Origin of the sequence: Nitrosomonas sp. HPC101, from assembly GCF_009833125.1 — a bacterium.
Taxonomy (GTDB): domain Bacteria; phylum Pseudomonadota; class Gammaproteobacteria; order Burkholderiales; family Nitrosomonadaceae; genus Nitrosomonas.
Window position 1 is genome coordinate 54,294 of the sequence record NZ_QRCC01000004.1, and the last position, 18,661, is coordinate 72,954.

Genomic DNA, 18,661 nt, shown 5'->3' on the forward strand with positions numbered 1-18,661 from the left:
ATTTCTGGAGATAAAAATGGAATTTAGAAAAATAGCATTAGCGGCGGTGCTGACAGGTTCTGCTGCACTGGCGAGTGTTCCGGCCCAAGCAGGTTGGGAAATTTTGGATGCATGGCAGATGAATCTTTCAGGGGGAAATAATAATAATATCGGTCATCTGGTCGTAGGTGGGGGGTTTAGTACGGTTACCCAAGAGCTGGATGCAGCAGGTGAAGTTTTTGTTGGCGCAAAATTTACCAACCTCGGAGGGTTATTCTCTATCACTTACTCAAGTGAAAATGTCCCAGGAAGTGGTGATTTTGGGCCACTATCAGTGTTGACTAATCAAATCCAGTATAGTTTTTCTGGTTTAGCTGGTACGGTCACTGGTATTAGCTCGACTGGTGAAATTAGTTTTTCATACACTCCTGGAGTTGGTAGCATTACTCTTCAAGAACTTGGTGGGCCGACTATAGCTACTCTTTCCATAGCTGATCCTTCTGGCGGAAAGATAGGTAGCTTTATCGGGACGACGGACGTAAGCGGAACATCAAATATAACTGCTGAGTTATCAACTGAGACCTATGCTAATCTATTTCAGGATATTTCCGGGAAAAACCTGTTGCCTGGGGAGATAAGATTTGCACTTGATACTACAAATAAGTATCGGCCGGGAAGTCCACTAGCTGTTGCTTATGGTTGTGATTTTAGTGCTGCTGGTTTATGTGCTGATATTAGTCTAACGCAAGAAGGTAGTGTGAATGCATTGGTCAGAACCTCTAATGTACCGGAACCTGCCACGCTGGCTTTGCTGGCCTTGGGCATTTTGGGGATGGGTGCTGTAACGCGTAGAAGAAGCTGATATTAGTTTTGTTATGAATTAAAAAGCCCCGATAAACGGGGCTTTTTAATTCTCGTGTTCTGGTGCGTTTAATTGCTGAGAGTAATAGCTGTTTGTATCTTCGTGCCACGATTTTGCAGATATTTCAGGTATGGCAGATAACCGTGGAACACTGCATCCTCATTGATCAGATTCTCGCGCTTAAAGATTTCATGAACTTTGGGCAGGTTACACCAAGCAACTCCTGGAAAATAATGATGATAAGCATGCAACGTAAAATTCAGATTAGGCAAGATCAGCTTCTCCCACCACCGTAAAATGATCAGTGGAGATGATTCAATAATACTTGCCGCCGGTTTTCCATAAATATGCTCACAGACCGCACCCAGTCGCACAATTAAAGGAGTGAAGGCAGCAAGTGGCAGCACCCAGTAAATCAGAAATATCGGCCAGATTGCAAAGTAAGTCAGTAACGCAGCAGCTGTTATATAAAAAACGGGTTGTAACCATTCGGGGGCAGGGTGTAATCGCTTATAAACAGTCTTATTTTCAAGTCGCTTGCCTTTCAGGATTTTATAGAGACTGATTCCGCACAGATCGCTCAGGCATAGTTTGATCAAATGCCGGGTAGGCATCGGAAATGTCCAATCTGGACCGGACTTGCGCAAGAAATCCGGATCATCTTCAGTGAAATAGTATTTGTGATGTGACAGATGGACCCTGGCATAATCTTCTACTGTAATTCCTATCGGGTAAGCAGCCAGAATATTGGTCAGAATGTCGCCATAACGCCCTCGTAAACCGAGTTGATGCACCTGTTCATGCGCCAGTAATCCCAAAATATTGAATCGTGTGGCGATGATTGGGATGGCTAAAATGGTCATCCAGATGTTATCAACGTGGATTGACAGCACAATAACCGCGATGATTACGCACCAGGCGCTGATAATTTGCGCAAAAAATACCAGTGGCCGTGCACCACTTAACATTTGAATTTCTTTGCGCGCCTGATCGGATAAAGCAGTTTTATCGGCAGATAAGGCTGGCAGAAGATAAGCTGGTTTATTCATAATCTCTACCTCGTTGATTTCTTCGTGAGTTTCCAAAAGGCAGATGTAACTCCGTCTCTGGTACTCATTTACAACGGCACGATTATGAATAAGCTAAATGAGTTTGTAGTACTTTCAGAAAATTTGGATGATAACCTCAAATCTGATGATGGCTGAGATCCATTCTTTATATAGAAGAGATAGGGTTAGCTTGTCTTTCTTGAATAATATGGATAATTTCTTTTTCTTTATTCTTGGAAACGAAGTACGGATAAATACTTCTGCTTTTGTATTCAGTCCGTTCAGCTAACGCAGCTATTTGTTCTTTCATATATTCCATATTCAGCTGGAGTAATACTGCGGGCGCATCGACGCGCGGACAGGTACGCAGCTCCCCGATCTGCTTAAAGCCCAGCATGCGTTTATAAAAAACAGCGTGGCGTGGGTTGATCTCAACAACAGCGTCGCTGGCATCGTGCAGATAGTGACCTAAAATGTGAGCTGTGTGAAATATGCAAGCAAATATCTCTTTTGAGCTGGTTTCCGGGCTAAATGCGAGTTTTGAAACTTCAAAAAGTTTGCGGCCCTGTTTGCGAAATTGGTCTAATTCTTTTTTATACAACGTATCAGCCAGCAACCCGTCATCTGAATCAATGGTTAACGTTAGTGTGCCGATAAGCTGCCGCGATCGACGTGCTTCTAAAGTGTATTGATTGGAGGATGTTGAAAAAACAGAGGTATTTTCAGTCTGGTAACCACGTGAGGCATACATGCGTTTGATGAGTGTACTAGCTTTGATGCGCTGCTTGAGCGAGTTGACCAGGTGAATACTGTAGCCGTTACGTTGCAGTAGGCAGTCTGTTTCAGTTATGCGATTCGGATTATTGCTGTTTGGGTGCTTGAAGGTTTGGTATTTTCGGGGGCGGGGGAATTGCTGATAGGTATTGTTAGGTGAGAGAGAATCGGGTTGGTGAAAGTGAAGCGGAATATGTGCTGGCTGAATGTTTTGTGCTGTGATCCCTGGTTGAAGATGATGCGCAGTTTGCATGAACGGTATGCCTCGTAAGTTATTTTCTGGACTGAATAGGTATGATGCGATGATGAAATTGGCTTGATAAAAATGAGTAAATCGCTGAATGCTAAGTTGTCACTTAATCAATGAAAGCAAAATTCATGCCTGTTTAAATAAATATTATTAATCAGTTGGTTATAAATTTATGCGCATTCTTATGCAGCGAAAACTGTCTCCATAACTCATGCCGGGAATCATTTGCATATCTAACTAATTGTATTTGTTGTATTTTATTTGTCTCTGATTTGAGACGAACATTTTGTATGGCTTGTGGCTATGCCAGATATCACGTTGTCGGAATTGTTGCGCCGTTGCTTTTTGGCGATCTGTGGTTCTTGGAGGTGCCTGTGGGGAAGCCATAGTTCCTTGGTGTGCCTGTTATATGATGTCTTCAAATGACATTGAAGAAAAATAGTGAAATGGCAATAGCTGAAGAAGATATCGCGATTATTCAAGATCGGATTACGAAAGCATTGTTTGAAAGATCGGAACTGGGCTGGCGGATATGCGCCACGAGCTTGAGCTGAGAGAGCAAATCGTAGATCAAAGAAGAGCTGAAACACCGACGTGCACTGACGTTTGAAGGCTTCAAGCAGATAGATAAGCGGTTTGAACAGGAGGACAAACGGTTTGAGCAAATAGAGAGGCGCTTTGAGATGCTGACTGTCTGTATCAATCATTTTATGTGTAGTAGTTGAGACCCGGTCTGCCTTCTTTATCTTCGGGAAGAAAGGAGGCATCCTGCTTTTTAGTGTTTGCTTATCTGAAAAAACTTGTACTATATTAGTAGTTTGTTACAGTGTCGCTGTACAACTTCTTTTTGCCCGGATCCGGGCATTTCAAATTCTTGATTACAGCTTTCCAATTTATCTCGGATATCAGTAAAAGTGTTTTTTGAATGGGTGACCGATCCTGCTGCGTGGGCGGGACTGGCAACGCTGGTTATTCTGGAAATCGTACTTGGAATCGATAACCTCGTTTTTATTGCGATACTGGCAGACAAGCTGCCGCCGGATCAGCGTAAAAAAGCGCGTATTGTTGGTCTGTCTCTGGCGCTGATTATGCGCCTTATTCTGCTGGCATCCATTTCCTGGGTGGTTACGCTGACTACGCCGCTGGTGACGGTTCTGGGTATCGATTTATCCTGGCGAAATATTATTCTTCTGTTCGGAGGCGTATTCCTGCTTTTCAAGGGAACAATGGAGTTGCATGAGCGACTGGAGGGCCATTCCGGACAGCAAGAAGGCAAGAATGTACACGCCGTATTTTGGCAGGTCATCGTCCAGATTGTTGTGCTGGATGCGGTTTTCTCGCTGGACAGCATGATCACGGCGGTGGGCATGGTGGATCATCTCGCGGTAATGATGATTGCTGTCATCATTGCAGTGGGTGTCATGATGGCATCTTCCGGACCGCTGATGACATTCGTCTCGAAACATCCTACGGTTGTAGTCCTGTGTCTGGGTTTTTTGATGATGATCGGCTTCTCGCTTGTGATAGAGGGTTTTAATTATCATGTCCCCAAAGGGTATCTCTACGCGGCAATCAGTTTCTCGATCCTGATTGAGGCATTTAATCAGATCGCCAGGCATAACAAGGAAAAATTCATCACGACCGGGGATTTGCGTGATCGTACAGCAGAGGCTGTATTGCGATTGCTGGGCGGGAAAAGGGGTGAGATCGGGTTGGGCGAGACTGCGGAAGTGATTGCGCAGCAGGTGGCCAAAAATGATCTGTTTGCCCGGGAGGAAAAGGAGATGATTGAAGGTGTGCTGACGCTGGCTGAGCGTCCTGCCATGTCCATCATGACGCCACGCACTGATATCGATTGGCTGGATTTGGAAGATACCAATGAAATGATCAGGTTAAAAATAATCGACAGCGGTCATTCACGTTTTCTGTTGTCACACGGCAGTGTGGATGAGTTTGTCGGCGCTGCATTTGCCAAGGATCTGTTGCGCGATATTCTGGAAGAAGGGAAGATTAATCTGGAAAAATCACTGCGTCATCCGATTGTGGTGCATGAGCGAGTGCCCGTGATCAAGCTGATGGAGCAGCTTCGTGATCAGTCGTTACAGTTGGCAGTAATTGTTGAGGAATATGGATCAGTTGAAGGTATTGTTACTCCGGCGGATATTCTGGAAGCGATTGCCGGCGAATTTCTGGATGCGGGAGAAGAAAAACTGGTGGCCGAGCAGCAGGCGGATGGTTCATGGCTGATGGATGGATGGATCAGCATTCGCAAGGTATCCAATTTATTGGAGCTTGATCTGGTAGATGATGCGGAACGCTACTCTACGCTTGGGGGGTATCTGCTCTGGCAGCTGGGTTATATTCCAGTCGCAGGGGAGCAGATTACAGTTAATGGCCTGATTTTCGAAATTGTTTCAGTCAACAGGCATAATATCGGCAAGGTACGTGTATACCGCATACAACCTGAAAATGAGTAAGAAGAGCACGCAGAGGATGTTTGGAAGATCGTTTTGACCGCTGCGGGTTGAAAAGAAAACCGGCTTTTCACTGAATTTATATCTGTCGAGTTTTTTTACACGCTTTGCAGAGCTATTTTCCTTGCTATTATTTTGGCAAAGGCGGATTTGAGAATTTCTATCTGTTACAGGGGATTATCCTGGAGGGTAGAGCATTTTTCATTTCATGGCATAATTTTTGCTTGTTGTTTATTAATAAAACCAAGCCTTAATTATCCGGATAGAAAAGAAATATGCGCACCTACCAGAAGTGGCAGTGGATTGTGCTGAGTTTTTTAGCTCTGCATGCTGCTGTTGTTTTCAGCAGTGGATCTGCTTCCCAAGGAAAGTCCGGTAGTGCTGCAAATAATACTGAAATACTGGTGCAGCAGGCTCGTCAGTATGAACATGGCGAGGGTGTGCCGCAGGACAAGGAAAAAGCAGTGGAGTTGTATTGCCAGGCTGCCAGATTGGGCTCGGCAGAAGGACAGTATGCGCTGGGATGGATGTATGCCAATGGGCGCGGTGTTGAACGCAATGACAAGATTGCTGCCAGTCTGTTTGAAATGGCCGCCGCCCGGGGGCATGCCTATGCGCAAAAAATGCTGCAGCTCATGTCTTTGCCTGCCAATCAAAAGATACAGTTACCCGATTGCCTGAACGGAAATAATCATGCTCGTGTAAACACAGCGCCAGGTAAGTATTACATTGACCAGTCTGTATCTGCGCTTGTCAAGAAACTTGCCCCGCAATATGAGATTGATCCCGGCTTGGTGCTGGCAATTATTTCGGTTGAATCCGGCTTCAATATACAGGCGATTTCACCTAAGAATGCGCAAGGACTGATGCAGCTTATCCCGGAGACCGCCGAACGGTTTCAGGTCAAGGATATCTTTGATCCGGAAGATAATATCAAGGGAGGCATGGCCTATCTGAGATGGCTGCTTGCTTTCTTCAAAGGAGATGTGTCACTGGTTGCGGCAGCCTATAATGCGGGTGAAGGTGCGGTCGAGAAGTATCGCGGGATTCCACCTTATCCAGAAACCGTAAAATATGTCGACAAAATTTTGTCGCGTTACAGCAAAGTCACCCATCCATTCCAACCGGGTGTGGTCAACAGAACTTCTTTTATTTTCACCTCGGCTGCGGCTGGACAATGAGAGCACCGGATAAGTACTGCTGTACGAACCGATACACGATCACTGCCAGCAAGTATTGTCGATAAATTTTACATGGCCTGCGCGGCAGGATGTAGTTCGTGCCTCATACATTCTACTGGACTGAATTGTCACGTCGCAATGACTGGGTGAAGTTCAGCGGTGCACAGTGCAGTTTACAAATCAGGTGGGACGACAGTTTCGGCCAGGTTTTTCTCCTTAAATTCACATAAATCCACAATCAGGCATTGCTGGCATAGAGGTTTTCTGGCCTTGCAGATGTAGCGTCCGTGCAGGATCAGCCAGTGGTGGGCGTCATGACGGAATTCATCCGGCACCACTTTCAGCAGCTTGCGTTCCACTTCCACAACGTTTTTACCTGGCGCGATACCGGTACGGTTGGCCACGCGGAAGATATGTGTATCCACGGCGATGGTGGGTTCGCCAAAGGCAGTATTTAGAACTACGTTGGCGGTTTTGCGGCCAACGCCTGGCAGCTTTTCCAGTTCTTCCCGAGTACGAGGGATTTCGTTGTGATGCTGTTCGATCAATAATCGGCAGGTGGCGAGGATATTTCTGGTTTTGGTACGATACAGGCCGATGCGCTGAATGAACGAGCTGAGGCCGGTTTCTCCCAGTTGCAGAATTTGCTCTGGGGTATCTGCTACCGGAAATAGCTTGCGTGTAGCCAGATTGACGCTTTTATCCGTAGCCTGTGCTGAGAGGATGACGGCCACCAGCAATTGAAAAGGAGTGCTGTATTCCAGTTCAGTTGTTGGGTGTGGATTGGCTTCCCTGAAACGGATGAATATCTCGCGGCGTTGAGTAGCATTCATTTTTTGAATGGAATGTTGGAACGTGCGAGTGCTGCGCGAGCGCGTTCCATAGCTGCCTGGATGGCGGCCTGCTTTGTGGCGGCTGCTTGCTGTAGAGTGGGGGCCGTGTCTGCTCCGGGTTTGTTCCGTTCCGGTTTACGGGTTTGCTGCTGGTTGCGCGCCAGCCTGAGTTGTCTGAGATGATAGCGTTCACGTGCGCCATTCGCCAGTTGCTGTTGGATTTCAGGCGTAGCCGGGCTGGGGATGGGCACCATGCTGATGCAATCCATCGGGCAGGGAGCGATACAGCGTTCACAGCCGGTGCATAGTTCGGTCAAGACAGTATGCATGCATTTGGCTGCTCCGATGATGGCATCCACCGGACAGGCGCGCAGGCAGAAGGTGCAGCCGATACATTGTGCTTCATCGATGAAGGCGACTGAGGGCGGTTTGGGGTGACCGTAAGCCGTATTCAACGGTTTCGGAGCGATGTGGAGGATAGCAGCAATGGTTGCGACGCCGGCATCACCGCCAGGCGGGCATTGATCAATATCTGCCTGGCCCTCGACAATGGCTCTGGCATAGGGCTTGCATCCATCAAATCCGCACTGACCGCACTGGGTTTGTGGTAACGCAGCATCAATCTGTTCGATCAGTTTGTTTTTATCCATTATCAGTGGAACGGGCACAAAGTAATGAAACTGTCTCCGTAACCAGATTCGGGCCACGGTAAATCAATCCGGAATAAACTTGTACCAGACTGGCGCCAGCATCTATTTTGGCTTGTGCGTCTGGCGCTGACATAATGCCCCCCGCCCCGATAATGGGAATGGCTTGTTGGAGGTGATCGGCAAGCTGGCGGATAACTGCATTGCTGCGAACTGTTAATGGCGCCCCGCTCAACCCACCTTGTTCGTCGCCGTAGGGTAAATGTTCTGTGCCATATCGCGCGATGGTGGTATTGGTTGCAATAACTGCATCCATGCGGTGTTTAAGCAACAGTGATGCAATCGCGGCAATCTGTTCGGGTTCCAGGTCCGGTGCAATTTTAACTGCCAGCGGGGTATAGCGGCCATGCTGATCACTGAGTCGGGTCTGCTCTGTCTTAAGTGCGCTCAGCAGCTGTTCCAGCTCGATTTCATTTTGCAGTTGCCTGAGCTGTTTGGTATTGGGAGAGGAAATGTTGACGGTGACATAACTGGCATACGGGTACACTTTACGTAAACCAATCAGATAGTCATCGACTGCATTCTGTAGAGGAGTATCTGCATTTTTACCGATGTTGATGCCCAGTATGCCGCGGTAACCGGATTGCTGGACATTTTCTATCAGCTTATCTACGCCCGCGTTGTTGAATCCCATCCGATTGATAATCGCTTTGGCACGTGGAATGCGGAACAGCCGTGGCCGAGGGTTGCCGGCCTGTGGGCGCGGGGTGACGGTTCCCACTTCAATAAAACCAAATCCCAGGGAGGCCAGTGCATCGATATAGGCTCCGTTCTTGTCGAGACCGGCAGCCAGTCCAACGGGATTGGGAAAATCCAACCCCATGATGTGAACAGGTGCGCACTGGATGGCGCAACTGGGCAGCAGGCTGGCTTTCTTCAACAGGCCGAGGGCATCCAGGGTAAGAGTGTGAACTTTTTCGGCATCAAGCATAAACAGCAGCGGGCGTAACAGGTTGTATATCATTCAGGTTGTTGTACAGGTTTCTGATATTGCCACTGGTTGTCAATCAGGAGCTGGAGTGGTTGGAAATTGGTTTTATAGCGCATTTTTCGGCTGTTTTTGATCCAGTAACCCAGATAAAGATAAGGTAGTCGGTCATGATGGCATTGTGCTATTTGCCACAAGATATTAAAGGTGCCATAGCTGGCTCCGGCGATATCCGGATCAAAAAAGGTATATACCGAAGAGAATCCATCCGGCAGCTGGTCGATGATACTGATCATGCGCAGCTGTTGATTTTCGTGAAATGTTACCAGAAAGGAGTCGACCGTACTTTTCAGGAGGAAATTACAATACTGTTCATGCCCGTTTTGATCATCAAGATCCATGCCGCCACCGGGATGACGCGATTTCTGGTAACGCTGGTAGAGATCAAAGTGTGCAGGGTTGAAATGAAGGGGATGCCGGTCAGTCTGCAAATGCTGATATCGCTTCCATATTCTGCGTTGGGTGCGGCTGGGGGTGAACAGCGCCACCGGGATGCGCACGGGGATGCAGGCGTGACATAGCTCGCAATCCGGACGGTAGATGAGATCACCGCTGCGGCGATACCCTCGCCGGATCAATTGGGCGTAGATATCGCGATCCGGGATGTTCTCACCCGTGATCACGATACGGGAGCGGGCGAATTGTTCCGGCAGATAACTGCAGGGATAGCGTCGGGTAGTTTGGAAATTCATGGGAATAATCTCGATCACCCCGGATAGGTGAAATCAAACAGCCATTTTTTGTTTTGGTCGGGCAAGCTGGTAAGTATGTCCAATTGTTCGGCGAAGTGTGATCTTGAAATTTCCCGTGCGCCCATCGACATCAGATGAGCGGTTTTCATTTGGCAATCGATCAGGCCATACCCCCAGCTTTCCAGTTGTTTTGCCAGGTAAACCAGCGCAATTTTAGATGCATCTGGTATCCGGGAAAACATTGATTCACCAAAGAAAGCCTTGCCTATAGCTATGCCATACAGCCCACCGACCAGTTTGCCATCTATCCAGGTTTCAACCGAATGTGCTATTCCCATCTGGTGTAGCGTGGTGTATGCCGCGATTATGTCATCGTGTATCCATGTCTCCGTCTGGCTTCTGCGCGGTGCTGCACAGGCTTGCATGACTTGCGTGAAGGTGCTGTCCGTACGGATCTGGTGGTGATGTTTTTTCAGAACCTTGTGCAGTGAACGCGAAATTTTCAATTCCTGTGGAAACAGTACCATTCTTGGATTCGGGCTCCACCAGAGTATAACCTCCCCTTGATTGAACCAGGGAAAGATTCCCTGGCGATAGGCGGAGATCAGACGTTCCGGTGACAGGTCTCCTCCGATAGCCAATAGGCCGTTGGGTTCGATCAATGCTTGTTCCAGCGGAGGGAAGGGGGTATCGGAAAAGAGCGTACAAATCATGGCAGACATAAATAGCTTCAGGTAAACAGCGGTAAATGGCAATTTTTGATGCAGATCATAATCATCCTCCTGCAATTATCCCAAATAATTCTGGAAACCGCAGTTGGACGTGCCTAAGTATGCAGGCTTGCCGCCTGGCAAGGCACAGTGTTGCCAATTTGCCCGGGCCAAAATAGCAGAAAACAGCCTTGCCTTGATATAGATCAAAGTATTTTTCCTGAGAATTATCTAGCATCTGTCATGCAACATTTGCATGAACATAAAACAAGAAAGGAGAAAAAGGGTGAGTCATAATCCATTCGGAAAGCGTGCTGTATTAGGTGCTGTGGCCAGTGTGTTTGCTGCTTCAGTGCTGTTGGATGCGCCGCAGACATTTGCCGAAGGCATATCGACGCAGGTTCTGGAAGAGCAGATCAGACTGCTTGAGCAGCAACTGCAATCCATCCGGGGTGAGCTGGATAGAGTTAAAACCGATGCTGTGCAGCATGAACAAAAAGTTGACCAGAAATTGCAGGCGGTAGCTTCGAAAGAAAAAAAGGAGCACATGGAGCTTGAGGCTGAAGACGCATCCCACAAACATATGCTGTTTTTCCGGGGTGGGTTTGCACGTGCCGACCATCTTCGCAATGGTGTTTCTATTCAAAGTGATGTTGCCCCGATCGGAATGCAGGATCAGGCAGGTAGAAATGCCTGGTATGTGGGTGCCGGGTTTGATTTCAGCCTGACCAATGATGTCTGGGGTTTGGCACCTGGCACCAGCATTTTTGCTGAGCTGATGTTTGAATACAAACAGTACAGTAACAAAGTGAAAGGGAATCCTCTTGCCAGTAACCCAACATTGCTGGTGGATCCAACAGGTGTTCCACGAAATGTAACCGTCAGCCAGTTTACGCTGACAGCTGCACCGAAGATCAAGTTTATGGAGGGCAGCAAGTTCAGGCCATGGATTATCCCTGCCGGTCTGGCATTGCATGTGATCAGCCCTCCCTCTGAGTCCATTACTGTGTTGGAGCCAGGAGTGATGTTCGGTGTGGGCGCGGATTACAATATCTGGAAATCAATGTATGTTGGCGCGGATGCCAGATACCATCTGGCTGGCAAAATTGACGGAGTAGATGTCAGCGGATTGACCGTTGGGGGGTATCTTGGAATCGGCTTTTAAAGCAGGATAAGTATTTTTAATCAGGATTAGTTGGAAATTGTTTCAATCGTAGTTTGCTTTCTCAGTAGTAACGAGTATTTCTCTCTTCTTGCTTTGAGCAAAATCGGAGCCCAAGTAACAGATTTTGTGACGAAGCCTTTATACCCCGCCAAAATTTCTGGCGGGGTTTTTTTTTGACTTTCAGGAAGCTCAGGGTCGGCTATGCAGCGCGTCAAGCAGTTTGTCATACAAGCCGCCAAAACTGCCGTTACTCATGATTAGAATATGATCACCTGGCCGGGCGGTCGCGGAAATGGCCTGAATCATGGCGGCAAGGTCATGGTGGGTCGTGGCTTTTTCACCAAGCGGGATAAGCGCTGCTGCAACATCCCAGCCGATCTGATGTGCATAGCAGAAAACCTGATCAGCCTGATTCAGACTGGCCGCAAGATTATTCTGCCAGACGCCCAGCTTCATCGTATTAGAGCGGGGTTCCAGCACGGCAAGAATACGCGCTGAGCCGATTTTGTCGCGTAATCCGGCCAGCGTTGCCTGAATCGCGGTCGGATGATGTGCAAAGTCGTCGTACACGTAAATGTTGTTGATTACATCCCGCAATTCCATACGACGCTTTACGTTTTTGAAGGAAGACAGCGCTTCGATCCCGACCTGTGCCGGCACGCCGGCATGACGGGCAGCAGCGAGCGCGGCCAGCGCATTCATGCGGTTATGTTCACCCATCAGCTCCCAGTTCAGCGTGCCTTGTAATTCGTCTTGCACGTAAACGGACAGGCTCCGATCGTGTACCGTCGTCATGTGCCAGCCGTTTTCCATGCCGAAGCGCTCTGTTGGTGTCCAGCAACCCTGATTCAACACACGCTGCAGATTTTTATCCTGCCCGTTGACGACAAGCAGGCCGTTGCGGGGAACGATGCGAATAAGGTGATGAAACTGGCGTTCGATTGCAGCCAGATCCGGAAAAATATCGGCGTGATCATATTCCAGATTGTTGAGCACGGCAGTTTTCGGCTGGTAGTGCACGAATTTGGAGCGTTTATCGAAAAAGGCGGTGTCATATTCATCCGCTTCGATAACGAAGAAAGGCGAAAACTCCTGCTGTGCTTCGATTATCCCCAAGCGGGCCGACAGCCCGAAATTTTCCGGAACACCACCGATCAGAAATCCGGGGGAAAGTCCGGCGTATTCCAGGATCCATGCCAGCATTGAGCTGGTGGTGGTTTTGCCGTGCGTGCCGGCAACGGCGAGCACCCAGCGATCGTGCAGCAGATGTTGCGCCAGCCACTGCGGACCGGATGTATACGGCAGGTGTGCGTCGAGGATGGCTTCCATCAGCGGGTTACCACGTGTAACAACATTGCCGATGACAAACAAATCAGGCTTCAGATTGAGCTGATCGGCATCGTAACCTTCAATCAGCCTGATTTTCTGCTCACGCAGCTGCGTGCTCATCGGCGGATAAACATTGGCATCGCAGCCGGTGACGGTATGGCCGGCAGCACGTGCCAGCACTGCCAGCCCGCCCATAAAAGTGCCGCAAATGCCAAGAATATGAATATGCATGAATATTGGAGAGGATAACTGTGAATGAATTGATAAGGTGCTTGCGAAATTATACGCGAGACCATTGACAGCGCTATTTTTCAATACATCGAACGTGATCGTGGCACAGAACGCGGTTTTCGACCAGGTAAACTGTGTGCGCTTGGCGGTCATCCTGCTCAGCGCGCTGAATAGAAAAATTAATGTGAAGCCATGCGTATGACCGCGAAGCGGTTTCCATGCTACGCTCCTCTGATTGAATCAATTGGGGAGAAGATAAATGGCTTTGTTGCCATTGTATATACTAAAAAGCACGCGGCCTAAGATTGTCATTATCGGCGGGGGGTATGCCGGCCTGGCTGCGTTGACCACACTGCGACGGTACAGCGCTGATGTGGAAATCACGCTGATTGATCCGGGCACGCATCATCTCAAGATCACGCATTTGCACGAGACGTTTCGTTATCCGCTGTCCGATCTGCAGGTGTCTTATACGTTGCTGGAGCAGCGTTTTGATTGCCGGCATATTCGGAGTGCGCTGACAATAGATGAAGCAGCCTTATGCCAGTGGCAGGAGAGAGGATGTTTGCAGCTGAAAGAGGAAGCAGTGCCATTCGACTATTTACTGGTGGCGACAGGTGCGAGGCAGAACTGCCTCGATGGTGTGTCTGGCGACGTTGCAGAGAATGTATTGGTGCTGGAAGATTTTTGTACGGCGGCTGGCTCTGATTTGCTGGATACATTTTTGGAGAAACAGGATTCGGCAGCTTCCTGCATCTCAGTGATAGGTGGTGGCGCGACCGGTATCCAGTTTTTGTTTGAACTGGCTGGTTTTCTGCATCGCCGTCGGGTTAGCCATAGCTTGCGTCTGATAGATGATAAAGCGCGTGTGCTGCAACAATTCCCACCAGGATTTGCATCCTATATTGAAAAACGTATGCTGGAACTGGATATTGAATTTTTCCCCGGAGTGTATTTTCTGGAACAGCGCAATAACCAGATTTTGCTGGAGGAACAAGCAAGCAGGCGGCAGTTTGAATTACCCTCCATGCTGTCACTGGTATTTACCGGTAACCGCCAGAATAATCTGATCGAAACCAATCTGTTCGGCCAGGTGAAAGCAGGCGGCAAGTTACTGGAAAATGTGTTTGCCGCTGGGGATGGTTCGGTTTATCCATCACTAGGATCGAATTCAATGACGGCGCAATCCGCGGTACGTAAAGGAAAGCTGGCTGCCCGTAATATGCTGCGCTATTCCGGCCTGCTCAAAGTACTGGAGCCTTATCTGCATCGTGATCTCGGTTATGTAGTCAGTCTGGGGCCGGAGGATGCAGTCGGCTGGTTGGTGCTTGAAAATAATGTCGTGACAGGCGTGCCGGTAATGGTCATCAAGGAGGCCGTTGAAACGCGCTATGATTTGTTGTTAAGTGGGGTCGATACGTATCTGGTTTGATCGGTGTAGTGCCACAAAACAGGAATCAGATGCCACGCATCATGGCGATCCCGTGTGCTCCGTATGTCCGGGCCGTTTCCAGATCAGCCGGCAGCAAACCACCCAGCGCGTAAACCGGTAGCGAATAGTCTTGAATCAGTCCAGCAAATTTTTCCCAACCTAAGGTCGGTGCACCAGGGTGGCTGAGTGTGGGTTGCACGGGGCTTAGGGTGACAAAATCCACACCCAGTTGTGCTGCGCGCTGAAGTTCCTGCTCATTATGGCAGGACGCGCCGCACCAGCTGATGTCCGGTCGTAAATCGAGCGATAGCAGTTGATTCGTGGTGAGGTGTACACCATCAGCCTGTAAATCCTGTGCGAGGGTCAGGTTTTCATTAAGCAAGACTGTGGCCCGGTGATGGTGAGCCAGTTGCACAGCAGTTCTGCCAAACTGTTTCAGTTCATCAGATGCCATTGCTTTCTGACGGATTTGCAACAGTTTGATGCCCTTGCCAAGAGTTGTTTCAATCGCTTGCAATGCTGCTTCCGTATCGGTTTCCGCCGGGCGGGTGATGGCATAAAGCGGCGGCAGGCGCAGGCTGCGCAGGATAAAGGTGTTGGCGGGCAGCAATGGAGCAACAGTTATATTTTCAGTCGTTTGCCACGCAAGCTGCTGTTGTTCGCGGGGAGTGAGTGTGCCTTGCCAGCCAGTGACGCGATAGAAGCGGAGTCGTACCGTGGCGTGCGGATAGCTGAAAGTCCGTGTCAGCCAGGGGGTAGCCTGACGAATCGTGATGCCCAGCTCTTCATTCAGTTCGCGCGTCAGCGCTTGCAACGGAGACTCGCCTGCTTCGATCTTTCCACCGGGGAATTCCCAGTAGCCAGCGTAGGGTTTGCCGGCAGGCCGGCTGGTGAGTAGAAAATGGTTATCCGGGCGAATGAGAACGGCGGCGGAGACTTCAACCAGCAATGGGTCAGCCATGCTATTTCTTATCGACTTTGGCTGATTCTGCTTTTGCCAGTTTGTGCTGACCTGCCCAATCGCGGGCAAATTGGCGCGCGACCCGTCCGTTGCGCGAGCCGCGCGCCAGTGCCCAGCGTAGTGCTTCTTGCCGGGCAGGGCCGGATAACCTGCTGATGCCGTGCTGCAAGAGCCAGTGCTGGACAATTTCCAGATATTGTTCCTGATCAAACGGATAAAAAGACAGCCACAGACCAAAGCGTTCCGATAGCGAAATTTTTTCCTCAGTGGTTTCTCCCGGATGGATTTCGCCATCCACGTGCCGGGCTGCCAGATTTTCGTGCATGAATTCTGAGATGAGGTGGCGGCGGTTGGAGGTGGCGTAGACCAGTACGTTGTCGGATGCGGTGGAAATAGAACCATCAAGAATGACTTTCAGTGCCTTATAGCCCGGCTCATCTGCTTCAAATGACAGATCATCGCAATACAGAATGAAGCGCTCCGGACGTTGGTCAATAAGCTCAACGATATCGGGTAAGTCGGTGAGCCCTTGTTTATCCACCTCGATCATGCGTAAACCCTGGTCAGCATAGCGGTTCAGCAGAGCTTTGATCAGTGAAGATTTTCCGGTGCCGCGTGCGCCGGTCAACAGCACATTGTTGGCTGGAAATCCGGAAACAAACTGTTGGGTATTGCGGTCAAGCGCCTGCTTCTGCTCTTCAATATTCAGCAGTTCGTTCGGTGTAATTGTATGCGGGTGGTTGATTGCCTGCAAAAAACCGATGTTGCCGTGTTTACGCCAGCGAAAGGCAATGTGCGTACCGAGATCAGCGTGCTGCGTCCGAGCGGGGAAGGCATTCTCAATGCGTGTCAGCAATCGATCAAGGCGTTGAAAAAGCAATTCGGAATCATTCATGACGGGTTTAGCTGCGATAGTCGGCATTGATTTTAACGTAATCGTAGGAGAGATCGCAGGTCCATATCGTAGTGGATGCGTTGCCCCGATTGAGTTTTACTTGTATGGTGATCTCTGGCGCTTGCATGATACGTTGACCATCTTCTTCACGATAGCTGGCGGCACGGCCACCATGCTCGGCTACCAGAATATCTCCCAGATAGAGCTGGATAAGATCAACCTCCAGATCATCGATGCCAGCATAGCCGATAGCCGCCAGAATCCGTCCCAGATTGGGATCGGACGCAAAACAGGCGGTTTTGATCAACGGGGAATGTGCGATGGCATAGGCAACCTTGCTGCATTCTGCCTTGGTTTTGCCACCTTCCACCAGTACGGTGATGAATTTGGTAGCGCCTTCACCATCGCGCACGATCATCTGCGCAAGCTGAATGGCTACTTCGGTGATGGCAGTCTGTAGCGTGGTGAAACCGGGGTCGGATGCTGTAGTAATCGGGCTGTGCTTCGCTTGGCCAGTCGCCATCAATATCAGTGCGTCATTGGTGGAAGTATCGCCATCCACAGTAATGCGATTGAAAGACTGATCGGCTGCATAGCGTACCATGTCATTCAGCAGAGGCTGTGTCACGGCTGCATCCGTGGCAATATAGCTGAGCATCGTGGCCATGTTTGGATGGATCATGCCTGAGCCTTTGGCGATACCGGTGATGGTGATCGTTGTGCCGTTCAGCTGAATCTGACGGGAAGCTCCTTTGGGTACGATATCGGTTGTCATGATTGACTGGGCGGCGGCAAACCAGCTATCTGGTGTTAGATTCGCCAATGCCCGGGGTAGGCCGGCAGTGATTTTTTCTATCGGTAGCGGCTCCATGATGACACCGGTGGAAAATGGCAGAATCTGTTGCGCCTGGCAGCCGATCAGTTCGGCTAGCGAGGCGCAAGTGGCGTACGCGTGATCAATGCCGGATTGACCGGTGCCGGCATTGGCATTGCCGGTATTGATTACCAGTGCGCAGATTGATGGAGAGCCTGCAAGATGTGATTTGGCAACCACAACCGGCGCAGCGCAAAACCGGTTTTGAGTAAAAACACCAGCAACCCGCGTGTTCTCGACAAGCCTGATGATCAGTAGATCTTTGCGATCGGATTGCTTGATGCCTGCTTCTGTTGTTCCCAGCAGTATGCCCCGGATCGGTAGCAACTGTTCAGGCAGTAAAGATGGAATATTGACTGGCATGAACGAAAATCTGTAAGAAAAGCGCTATCGTAACCTATCCCACAGGAAATCGCCGGGTCACCTGAAATTAATCTGCTGTCCGCAACTATGAATGGAGTTTCGTGGGTACTTTGTTAAAATGACAGTTTTTGCCGGCTCTGGATGACATCGTATGGAATCAACGTTTCTGGTAGACAATATATTTTTTATCGTGGCGGCAATGTTAAGTGGTGGCATGCTGCTGTGGCCGGTGGTGGCGCGTAACTCCGTCCGTGATATTGGTTCAAAGCAGGCTATCCGGCTGATTAACTATGAGGATGCGCTGGTGCTGGATGTCAGAGATGAAAGTGAGTATGTCGGTGGCCATCCGCCCAACGCCAGGCATATCCCGGTAGAGCAGTTGGAAGAACGCTGGCATGAGCTGGAGAGATTCAAGGATAAACCCGTGGTTATCATCTTTACACCTGGGCTGCGACCAGGACGAGCCGGCTCCGTTTTGCGCAAGCATGGTTTCAAACAGGTTTTCAATCTATCCGGCGGTATTGAAACCTGGCAGCGTGAAAATCTTCCACTGGTGAAAAAATGATGGATGATAACGGTGCAGGAAGAGACCCAATGCCTAGGGTGGTGATGTATGTATCCGGATTCTGCCCTTATTGCACCATGGCAGAAAAATTATTGCGCACAAAAGGTGTGGAGGAGATTGAGAAGATCAGGGTGGATCTGCGACCGGAACAGCGGGCCGAGATGATGCAGCGTACCGGGCGACGAACAGTTCCGCAGATCTATATTGGACAAATCCATGTAGGCGGGTATGACGATCTGTCGATGCTGGATCGACAGGGTAAACTGGCCAGGCTGCTGGCTGGTTGACTGAACATATCTGCCGGTTCCCGGTTGTTACTGGAGGCCGGCTGATTTTTGATAAATGTA

18 protein-coding genes are annotated in these 18,661 nt (G+C 49.3%); 7 read left to right on the forward strand and 11 right to left on the reverse strand.

Annotated elements, in window-relative coordinates; translation table 11 throughout:
* Window positions 1-16 precede the first annotated feature (16 nt).
* Window positions 17-841 (forward strand): PEP-CTERM sorting domain-containing protein, encoded by an 825-nt coding sequence (locus ABO04_RS03670; RefSeq protein ID WP_160809341.1) that lies wholly within the window; start codon window positions 17-19, stop codon window positions 839-841.
* A gap of 68 nt (window positions 842-909) precedes the next feature.
* Here the strand turns inward: ABO04_RS03670 and ABO04_RS03675 are convergent, their stop codons facing one another.
* A complete protein-coding gene (locus tag ABO04_RS03675; protein WP_160809342.1) occupies window positions 910-1,890 on the reverse strand; it encodes a fatty acid desaturase in 981 nt (326 codons plus the stop codon).
* A 166-nt stretch (window positions 1,891-2,056) separates the two neighbouring features.
* Entirely contained in the window at window positions 2,057-2,917 is an 861-nt protein-coding gene (locus ABO04_RS03680) for a long-chain N-acyl amino acid synthase (protein ID WP_160809343.1), read from the reverse strand.
* A 911-nt stretch (window positions 2,918-3,828) separates the two neighbouring features.
* Between ABO04_RS03680 and ABO04_RS03685 the strand changes: the two genes are divergently transcribed.
* Together ABO04_RS03685 and ABO04_RS03690 are read left to right on the forward strand one after the other, a co-directional pair.
* Window positions 3,829-5,391: a TerC family protein gene (locus ABO04_RS03685; protein WP_160809344.1), complete on the forward strand. Its 1,563-nt coding sequence runs from the start codon at window positions 3,829-3,831 to the stop codon at window positions 5,389-5,391.
* 272 nt (window positions 5,392-5,663) lie between these two features.
* Window positions 5,664-6,569 (forward strand): transglycosylase SLT domain-containing protein, encoded by a 906-nt coding sequence (locus ABO04_RS03690; protein WP_160809345.1) that lies wholly within the window; start codon window positions 5,664-5,666, stop codon window positions 6,567-6,569.
* A gap of 173 nt (window positions 6,570-6,742) precedes the next feature.
* Here the strand turns inward: ABO04_RS03690 and nth are convergent, their stop codons facing one another.
* The 5 genes from nth to aat are packed head-to-tail and all read right to left on the reverse strand — an operon-like array spanning window position 6,743 to window position 10,502.
* On the reverse strand, window positions 6,743-7,402 hold the full coding sequence (nth, locus tag ABO04_RS03695; protein WP_160809346.1) for an endonuclease III: 660 nt from the start codon (window positions 7,400-7,402) through the stop codon (window positions 6,743-6,745).
* Window positions 7,399-8,052 carry an RnfABCDGE type electron transport complex subunit B gene (locus ABO04_RS03700; RefSeq protein WP_164504246.1) on the reverse strand — a complete coding sequence of 218 codons (654 nt, stop codon included), beginning with the start codon at window positions 8,050-8,052 and terminating at the stop codon, window positions 7,399-7,401. The genes nth and ABO04_RS03700 overlap by 4 nt, the downstream gene beginning before the upstream one ends.
* Complete coding sequence (locus tag ABO04_RS03705) at window positions 8,045-9,073, reverse strand: quinone-dependent dihydroorotate dehydrogenase (protein WP_160809347.1); 1,029 nt, start codon at window positions 9,071-9,073, stop codon at window positions 8,045-8,047. The genes ABO04_RS03700 and ABO04_RS03705 overlap by 8 nt, the downstream gene beginning before the upstream one ends.
* Entirely contained in the window at window positions 9,070-9,789 is a 720-nt protein-coding gene (locus tag ABO04_RS03710) for an arginyltransferase (protein ID WP_160809348.1), read from the reverse strand. Before ABO04_RS03710 ends, ABO04_RS03705 begins: the two co-directional genes overlap by 4 nt.
* Window positions 9,790-9,803: 14 nt before the next feature.
* Complete coding sequence (gene aat, locus ABO04_RS03715; protein ID WP_160809436.1) at window positions 9,804-10,502, reverse strand: leucyl/phenylalanyl-tRNA--protein transferase; 699 nt, start codon at window positions 10,500-10,502, stop codon at window positions 9,804-9,806.
* A gap of 283 nt (window positions 10,503-10,785) precedes the next feature.
* On the opposite strand from aat, the gene ABO04_RS03720 reads away from it, so the two are divergent.
* Window positions 10,786-11,664 carry a porin family protein gene (locus ABO04_RS03720; protein WP_160809349.1) on the forward strand — a complete coding sequence of 293 codons (879 nt, stop codon included), beginning with the start codon at window positions 10,786-10,788 and terminating at the stop codon, window positions 11,662-11,664.
* 189 nt (window positions 11,665-11,853) lie between these two features.
* Here the strand turns inward: ABO04_RS03720 and mpl are convergent, their stop codons facing one another.
* A complete protein-coding gene (mpl, locus tag ABO04_RS03725; protein ID WP_160809437.1) occupies window positions 11,854-13,224 on the reverse strand; it encodes a UDP-N-acetylmuramate:L-alanyl-gamma-D-glutamyl-meso-diaminopimelate ligase in 1,371 nt (456 codons plus the stop codon).
* Between the two features lie 259 nt (window positions 13,225-13,483).
* Between mpl and ABO04_RS03730 the strand changes: the two genes are divergently transcribed.
* A complete protein-coding gene (locus tag ABO04_RS03730; protein WP_160809350.1) occupies window positions 13,484-14,656 on the forward strand; it encodes an FAD-dependent oxidoreductase in 1,173 nt (390 codons plus the stop codon).
* Window positions 14,657-14,681: 25 nt separating this feature from the next.
* On the opposite strand, the gene ABO04_RS03735 is transcribed toward ABO04_RS03730, so the two are convergent.
* Genes ABO04_RS03735 through argJ form a run of 3 tightly spaced genes read right to left on the reverse strand, consistent with a single transcriptional unit; the run spans window position 14,682 to window position 17,749 of the window.
* Window positions 14,682-15,617, reverse strand: a complete 936-nt coding sequence (locus tag ABO04_RS03735) for a Nudix family hydrolase (protein ID WP_160809351.1) — start codon at window positions 15,615-15,617, stop codon at window positions 14,682-14,684.
* A gap of 1 nt (window position 15,618) precedes the next feature.
* Window positions 15,619-16,512, reverse strand: a complete 894-nt coding sequence (locus ABO04_RS03740) for an ATP-binding protein (protein ID WP_160809352.1) — start codon at window positions 16,510-16,512, stop codon at window positions 15,619-15,621.
* 7 nt (window positions 16,513-16,519) lie between these two features.
* Window positions 16,520-17,749, reverse strand: a complete 1,230-nt coding sequence (argJ, locus tag ABO04_RS03745) for a bifunctional glutamate N-acetyltransferase/amino-acid acetyltransferase ArgJ (protein ID WP_160809353.1) — start codon at window positions 17,747-17,749, stop codon at window positions 16,520-16,522.
* A 151-nt stretch (window positions 17,750-17,900) separates the two neighbouring features.
* Between argJ and ABO04_RS03750 the strand changes: the two genes are divergently transcribed.
* Window positions 17,901-18,314 (forward strand): rhodanese-like domain-containing protein, encoded by a 414-nt coding sequence (locus tag ABO04_RS03750; RefSeq protein ID WP_160809354.1) that lies wholly within the window; start codon window positions 17,901-17,903, stop codon window positions 18,312-18,314.
* A 29-nt stretch (window positions 18,315-18,343) separates the two neighbouring features.
* On the forward strand, window positions 18,344-18,601 hold the full coding sequence (gene grxC, locus ABO04_RS03755) for a glutaredoxin 3 (protein ID WP_160809438.1): 258 nt from the start codon (window positions 18,344-18,346) through the stop codon (window positions 18,599-18,601).
* Window positions 18,602-18,661 lie beyond the last annotated feature (60 nt).

What these genes read in the sequence shown, in the direction of transcription:
- nth (WP_160809346.1), bottom strand. Translation starts at nt 7,402, where the DNA reads ATGAATGCTACTCAACGCCGCGAGATATTCATCCGTTTCAGGGAAGCC.
- ABO04_RS03710 (WP_160809348.1), bottom strand. Translation starts at nt 9,789, where the DNA reads ATGAATTTCCAAACTACCCGACGCTATCCCTGCAGTTATCTGCCGGAA.
- ABO04_RS03730 (WP_160809350.1), top strand. Translation starts at nt 13,484, where the DNA reads ATGGCTTTGTTGCCATTGTATATACTAAAAAGCACGCGGCCTAAGATT.
- argJ (WP_160809353.1), bottom strand. Translation starts at nt 17,749, where the DNA reads ATGCCAGTCAATATTCCATCTTTACTGCCTGAACAGTTGCTACCGATC.
- ABO04_RS03735 (WP_160809351.1), bottom strand. Translation starts at nt 15,617, where the DNA reads ATGGCTGACCCATTGCTGGTTGAAGTCTCCGCCGCCGTTCTCATTCGC.
- ABO04_RS03740 (WP_160809352.1), bottom strand. Translation starts at nt 16,512, where the DNA reads ATGAATGATTCCGAATTGCTTTTTCAACGCCTTGATCGATTGCTGACA.
- grxC (WP_160809438.1), top strand. Translation starts at nt 18,344, where the DNA reads ATGCCTAGGGTGGTGATGTATGTATCCGGATTCTGCCCTTATTGCACC.
- ABO04_RS03670 (WP_160809341.1), top strand. Translation starts at nt 17, where the DNA reads ATGGAATTTAGAAAAATAGCATTAGCGGCGGTGCTGACAGGTTCTGCT.
- ABO04_RS03675 (WP_160809342.1), bottom strand. Translation starts at nt 1,890, where the DNA reads ATGAATAAACCAGCTTATCTTCTGCCAGCCTTATCTGCCGATAAAACT.
- ABO04_RS03750 (WP_160809354.1), top strand. Translation starts at nt 17,901, where the DNA reads ATGGAATCAACGTTTCTGGTAGACAATATATTTTTTATCGTGGCGGCA.
- ABO04_RS03700 (WP_164504246.1), bottom strand. Translation starts at nt 8,052, where the DNA reads ATGGATAAAAACAAACTGATCGAACAGATTGATGCTGCGTTACCACAA.
- aat (WP_160809436.1), bottom strand. Translation starts at nt 10,502, where the DNA reads ATGATTTGTACGCTCTTTTCCGATACCCCCTTCCCTCCGCTGGAACAA.
- ABO04_RS03680 (WP_160809343.1), bottom strand. Translation starts at nt 2,917, where the DNA reads ATGCAAACTGCGCATCATCTTCAACCAGGGATCACAGCACAAAACATT.
- mpl (WP_160809437.1), bottom strand. Translation starts at nt 13,224, where the DNA reads ATGCATATTCATATTCTTGGCATTTGCGGCACTTTTATGGGCGGGCTG.
- ABO04_RS03690 (WP_160809345.1), top strand. Translation starts at nt 5,664, where the DNA reads ATGCGCACCTACCAGAAGTGGCAGTGGATTGTGCTGAGTTTTTTAGCT.
- ABO04_RS03705 (WP_160809347.1), bottom strand. Translation starts at nt 9,073, where the DNA reads ATGATATACAACCTGTTACGCCCGCTGCTGTTTATGCTTGATGCCGAA.